This is a genomic window from Aliivibrio sp. S2TY2, assembly GCF_028765525.1.
Lineage (GTDB): Bacteria > Pseudomonadota > Gammaproteobacteria > Enterobacterales > Vibrionaceae > Aliivibrio > Aliivibrio finisterrensis_A.
The window spans coordinates 1-5,530 of sequence record NZ_JARACS010000024.1; the positions used below are offsets into that span (position 1 = coordinate 1).

A 5,530-nucleotide genomic window follows, 5' to 3' on the forward strand; every position below is an offset into this window, starting at 1 on the left:
AATTTTTAGAATGTAACAAAAAACAAACAATTCAGTTGCGTTTTAAATGCTACCCAATAGTTATCACCACATACAAGTGAATAAATACTTTTTTTTAATGAATAGTATTCCACTTTTAAAAAAAACAGTGTACTCTCCATAATAACTGAATGAATACGGAAGTTTAGTGAATAATAATGCTAAGGATTAGCTTTTTATTAACTAGTAGTAATTGAGAGATTTATGCAAAATTCAAGTGAGATACCCCAAATGAGCAAGAAGAAGAATCTTCTAATGTTTCTTATCCCATCGTTGATTGGTCTGTTCCTATTTATGGCTCCAATCACTTATAACGGTGATATCACCATTCCTGTTGCTGTATTAGCAAAATCAATTCAAGCTTTGTTTGGTGAGCATCTAGTCGCAATAGTTACTGGCATCGTTATGTTTATGTCTGTAATTACCATTCTGGCTAAGATTATTAAGCCTAGCATTATCACAAATAACGACTTTTTATTTGGTTTACTTAACCCTACCCCTCTTTGGTTTGTGGTTCGCTTAATTGGCGGCACCGCTGCTGCAATGGTTTTCTTTCAAGTTGGTCCTGAAGCGATATGGGAACCAAATACTGGTGGTTTAGTTCTTAACGATCTGTTACCTGTTCTCTTCTCTGTATTTATTTTTGCGGGATTACTGCTTCCTTTATTGCTTAACTTTGGTTTATTGGAATTGTTCGGTGCTCTTTTAAGTAAAATTATGCGCCCTGTTTTCAATTTACCTGGTCGTTCAGCTATTGATTGTATGGCTTCTTGGTTAGGTGATGGTTCTGTTGGTATTCTTTTAACAAGTAAGCAATATGAAGAGAAGTTTTATACTCAACGTGAAGCTGCTGTTGTTGGTACGACGTTCTCTGCTGTGTCTATTACCTTTAGCTTAGTGGTTATTGCGCAAGTTGAATTAGAAAGCTATTTCTTACCATTTTACTTAACGGTATGTCTAGCCGGTGTTGTTGCGGCAATCATCATCCCTCGCCTGCCTCCTCTTAGCCGTAAAAAGGACCTGTTTATCGATGGTTCTGAACGTGCTGTTGATGCTGAAGTTATCCCAGAAGGCTATACGACTTTTTCTTGGGGCCTTGAGCAAGCAATGAATAAGGCTTCAAAAGTAACTTCTATTCGAAGTGTGTTTGGCGAAGGTGTTAAAAACGCAGTTGATATGGTTTTTGGTGTATTACCTGTCGTTATGGCGCTTGGTACTATCGCTTTAGTTATTGCTGAATATACTTCTGTATTTTCTGTATTGGGCCAGCCTTTTATTCCTTTTTTAGAATTACTTGGTGTTCCTTATGCGGTAGAAGCATCTCAAACGATTGTTGTTGGTTTTGCTGATATGTTCATTCCATCAATTATTGCGGCGTCTATCGATAGTGAGATGACTCGCTTTGTTATCGCGGCTATGTCTGTGACTCAACTTATCTATATGTCTGAAGTGGGTGCTTTACTTCTTGGTAGTAAAATCCCTGTAAATATTTTTGAATTGTTTGCTATCTTCATTCTACGTACGTTAATTACGTTACCAGTGATTGCAGGTATGGCACACTTAATCTTTTAATTAAGTAAATAACATAATAGTTATAAAAAAGGCGACTTCTTATGAGGTCGCCTTTCTTCATTTAGAGCTGTGTAAAGTTAATTGCTTACTTATAGAAAGCTTCAACAGTACCTTTTAATTTGATTAGCATTGGTTGACCACGGCGATCTAATGCTTTTGGTGATGGGATTTTAACCCAACCTTCACTGATACAGTATTCTTCAACATCTGTACGTTCTTTGCCGTTAAGTTTGATACCAATATGATATTCAAAACACTCTGCTACATGATGCGGGCTGCGTGGATTACCAGAAAGGTGATCAGGTAAAGCTGGTTGAGATTTGATATCGTTCATGTTTGTTGCCTGTGAAAATAAAAAGTGCGCTATTGTAGTCAATATACACATAAGGCTCAATAGCTATGTCTGATTATAATCAGAACCGTGAATAACAGTATGAGATGTTATAACGTTTAAATAAAAAATGTTGCTCTCAATAAGTTTGTCATAATCTAAAATCGCTGCTTTTCGATAAAATGTTGCATTCACGCCCTTGCCCTGAATTTGGAGTACCCCACGAAAAGTAGACACTCTCTATTTTACTTCTTTTCATACTCAACTGGGCTTACATAGCCTAACGCTGATACGGTTATAGAACACTTCGATGTACTCGAAGATCCCAGCTCTAGCTTCATTTATCGACTGATAATCTTCTGCATAAATCAGTTCGACCTTTAGTCGACTGAAAAACAGGGCGAGATCGCGAACGTTTTTTAAGCAACTGAATTTTATTTGACGAGCTAGCCTGACTATGATCTTATACTCCTTTTAAGGAGTTATTCCCTGTGATATCAGCATTTTCTAAACGTTTTTCCTCTATTAATGACCCTCGCCAACAAGCTAAAGTTACTTACTCCCTTTTTGATGTCATATTTCTTACTCTATGCTCCGTTATCACTGGTGCTGAAGGCTGGGAAGATATTGAAGACTTCGGAAATCTACATTTAAACTGGCTTCAATCAAAAAATCTACTGCCAGATGGTATACCTGCTCACGAAACCATTGCTCGTATAATCGCAAGGCTTGAGCCAGAAGAATTTAACCAGTGTTTTATTAATTGGATGCTTGATATATCACATGCCTTTAATTCAGAAATAATAGCGATTGATGGGAAAACATTACGCAGTTCATATAACCGTAATGACAGAAACTCTTGTGTTCATATGGTTAGCGCTTTTGCTACAAAAAACTCATTAGTGTTAGGTCAAATTAAAACTAATGAGAAATCAAATGAAATTACTGCAATCCCGAAATTACTCCAACAACTTGATATTAAAGGGTGTTTAATTACAATCGATGCGATGGGTTGTCAAAAAGAAATTGCAACTAACATTGTTGATAATGGTGGTGACTACCTTCTTTTAGTTAAAAGAAACCAACGAAAACTTCATGACGCGATCAAAGAGCAGCTTAGTGACGTGGTCTTAAATACAAGCTCACCAATGACTATAGAAGAGCAGCATGGCCGATTAGACGTTAAGGAATATTATGTATTAGACGCTGAAAAACTATCAAAACAATTTCCAGAGTGGGCCGGTTTAAAAACCGTCGGAGTTGCCATTGGATTTCAATCTCGAGGCACAGAGACGACCTCACTCGAGTTTAGATATTATATTAGTTCAGCAAGCCTAACGAGTGAGAAATTTGCACAAGCAGTTCGTAATCATTGGATGATAGAGAATCAACTCCATTGGGTTTTAGACGTTACAATGAATGAAGATAAGTGTCAGATTTATAAAGATAATAGCGCAGAAAATCTAGGTGCACTGAGGCATGCTGCATTAAATATGTTAAGAAGTGAAAAAAGTGAAAATAAGAGCATTCGACGTAAACAACGCAGAGCATACGCGGATACTGCATATCTTGATAAAATTTTAGGTACCCAGAACGAAGTGGTTAAAAGTCAGGCATTCACGCTCTTACCCTGATATTCACCTCTAGTGACATAATAACTAAAACTTATAGAGGTGTCCGGAACTATTAGACCACTACACTGACAACGCCGAGTGTAGCAAATCGTGTTGATGCGATTGTTATGTTGTTTCTCCAAGCGCCTGTTTAAGCTCATTAATTGCATAAGTTAATTTAAGATTCGTCTGAGGAACTCTGTTAAGTTTCATTCCGAGATCAACAACGTCAATTTCAGACAAACCACCTTCGGAGTCAATCCATGTGCTATACAAATATATTAGGTCAGTCATAGAGCCAACCTTACTTCTATTATCAGTTTTAGTGTATTGAATTATCGTCTGGTTATCAGAAAATGCAGCAATCGTCTGAGGACTAACCTAGATCCCAAGAATAACCGACACACTTTGGTATAGATTAGAGAGTCAGTTGCCTATAAGCTTCAAGCTCTCACACAATCAACTAAGGTAATCCCATGGGACACCAATATAAGCAACTGACACTAAGTGAAAGATACCAGATTGAAGCTTGGAATACACACTGTATTTCTGCTCGGGAAATAGGACAAAAATTAAAATGGAGCAATGGTTCCATTTCAAGGGAATTACGACGCTGTCCTGCTGGAAGTTATTCTGCCGAGCAAGCGCATAGACATGCTTTTCAAAAAAGAACACTTTCAATTAAGCATACAAAATGTAACCAAAAGAATAAGAAAATTATTCAAACATACCTGCAACTTGGTTGGAGTCCAGAGCAGATATCTGGACGGATGCGTAAAGAAAAAATTGAAAATACAATATGTTGCAGTACGATTTACAATGTAGTTAAAAGAGAGCATTGGCAAAGAATGCTTGCTCGAAAAGGTAAAAAATACAAACTACGTAAAGGTGTAGAAGCAGGAGAAAGATTAATCCCTAACCGTGTTGATATCTCTCAACGGCCTACAATTGTTGACGATAAATCAGAAGTTGGCCATTGGGAAGGTGATACAGTTTATGGCCAAGATGGGTATTTAGTCACGATGGTAGAGCGAGTATCTAAGCTATTAGTTACCTGTAAAGTACGCAGTAAGTCCAAAAAAGCCGTTACTCGTGGAATAAATCGCATGATGAAGCCCTTTAAAGGGCTTTGCAAAACAATCACATTTGATAATGGCGGAGAGTTTGCGGGTCATGCTAAGATAGCTAAGCATCTGAACTGTGACATTTATTTTGCTAAACCTTACCATTCCTGGCAGCGAGGTTTGAATGAGAATACCAATGGTTTACTAAGACGTTTTTTCCCAAAGGGAATGGCCATTGGAGAACTTGCAGCAAAAGAGATTAAACAGGCAGAGTTTTTGATTAATTCGAGGCCTAGAAAGGCATTAAATTTTCTGAGTCCGAGTGAGTTTTTAAACGGTAAGCGTGTGTCGGTTATTGTTACGATCTAGCATGAAGCTGAGAGATCGTTCTAAAATTGGAGTGACTTTCTTTTTCCAAACCTAGTGGATTAAACCAAATAGCATTTAAACCAGCCTCTATCGCTGAAATAACGTCTTTTTCAAGTGAATCACCAACCATTGTAAGTTGACTAGGTTCAACACCTAACTTATTCGTTATTCTTTGATAAAATTCAGAACTACCTTTTGATAAACCAATATTTGACTTACAAAAATAGCCTGAAATGAATTGAGACAACTCGACTCGTTCAAATGCCAATTCAATATCCCGAACACTGGAATCATCTGCACCAGTTGCCACATAAAGCAAATGTCCTTTCTGGGATAGCGAAGCTAACATTTCCAAAGCACCATCTACGGCTTGAACTGTTTCCCAAGCACACATTTTTCCTTGAGCATTTGGAAAATCGACCATTAAAGTGTCACCCCAATCGAACAGATAAGCTTTTTTCATAATGCCTCCTTGCATATAACGCCTGCATAACACGTTTGCTACTATGCTGATTAAGCCTAAATTTACCACTTAACACGCTAAACTCAAAGAAACCTAGAAT

At 37.5% G+C, this 5,530-nt stretch carries 6 protein-coding genes and 1 pseudogene; 3 read left to right on the forward strand and 4 right to left on the reverse strand.

Annotated elements, in window-relative coordinates; all coding sequences use genetic code 11:
- Positions 1-222 precede the first annotated feature (222 nt).
- Positions 223-1,590: a YjiH family protein gene (locus PVK63_RS19735; RefSeq protein WP_165371208.1), complete on the forward strand. Its 1,368-nt coding sequence runs from the start codon at positions 223-225 to the stop codon at positions 1,588-1,590.
- An 85-nt stretch (positions 1,591-1,675) separates the two neighbouring features.
- Here PVK63_RS19735 and PVK63_RS19740 read toward each other — a convergent pair whose 3' ends face one another.
- Positions 1,676-1,924: a DUF3297 family protein gene (locus tag PVK63_RS19740; RefSeq protein WP_130046140.1), complete on the reverse strand. Its 249-nt coding sequence runs from the start codon at positions 1,922-1,924 to the stop codon at positions 1,676-1,678.
- 242 nt (positions 1,925-2,166) lie between these two features.
- Positions 2,167-2,317 (reverse strand): annotated as a pseudogene (locus tag PVK63_RS19745) (IS3 family transposase); the annotation flags it as partial.
- A gap of 95 nt (positions 2,318-2,412) precedes the next feature.
- Between PVK63_RS19745 and PVK63_RS19750 the strand changes: the two are divergent.
- Positions 2,413-3,555: an ISAs1 family transposase gene (locus tag PVK63_RS19750; protein WP_274440971.1), complete on the forward strand. Its 1,143-nt coding sequence runs from the start codon at positions 2,413-2,415 to the stop codon at positions 3,553-3,555.
- Between the two features lie 105 nt (positions 3,556-3,660).
- Here the strand turns inward: PVK63_RS19750 and PVK63_RS19755 are convergent, their stop codons facing one another.
- Complete coding sequence (locus PVK63_RS19755) at positions 3,661-3,900, reverse strand: DUF6933 domain-containing protein (RefSeq protein ID WP_423734708.1); 240 nt, start codon at positions 3,898-3,900, stop codon at positions 3,661-3,663.
- Between the two features lie 110 nt (positions 3,901-4,010).
- Here PVK63_RS19755 and PVK63_RS19760 point away from each other — a divergent pair, with 110 nt between their 5' ends.
- The gene (locus tag PVK63_RS19760) at positions 4,011-4,967 is read left to right on the forward strand and encodes an IS30 family transposase (protein WP_130087655.1); all 957 of its coding nucleotides are present in this window, start codon (positions 4,011-4,013) and stop codon (positions 4,965-4,967) included.
- On the opposite strand, the gene PVK63_RS19765 is transcribed toward PVK63_RS19760, so the two are convergent.
- Positions 4,957-5,430, reverse strand: coding sequence for an HAD family hydrolase (locus PVK63_RS19765; protein ID WP_130087656.1), 474 nt, complete (start codon positions 5,428-5,430; stop codon positions 4,957-4,959). The two genes, PVK63_RS19760 and PVK63_RS19765, sit on opposite strands and share 11 nt — an antisense overlap.
- Positions 5,431-5,530 lie beyond the last annotated feature (100 nt).

Bases quoted from the DNA above. Each gene is read 5' to 3' on its own strand.
- PVK63_RS19735 (WP_165371208.1), top strand. From the start codon at position 223: ATGCAAAATTCAAGTGAGATACCCCAAATGAGCAAGAAGAAGAATCTT.
- PVK63_RS19740 (WP_130046140.1), bottom strand. From the start codon at position 1,924: ATGAACGATATCAAATCTCAACCAGCTTTACCTGATCACCTTTCTGGT.
- PVK63_RS19760 (WP_130087655.1), top strand. From the start codon at position 4,011: ATGGGACACCAATATAAGCAACTGACACTAAGTGAAAGATACCAGATT.
- PVK63_RS19765 (WP_130087656.1), bottom strand. From the start codon at position 5,430: ATGAAAAAAGCTTATCTGTTCGATTGGGGTGACACTTTAATGGTCGAT.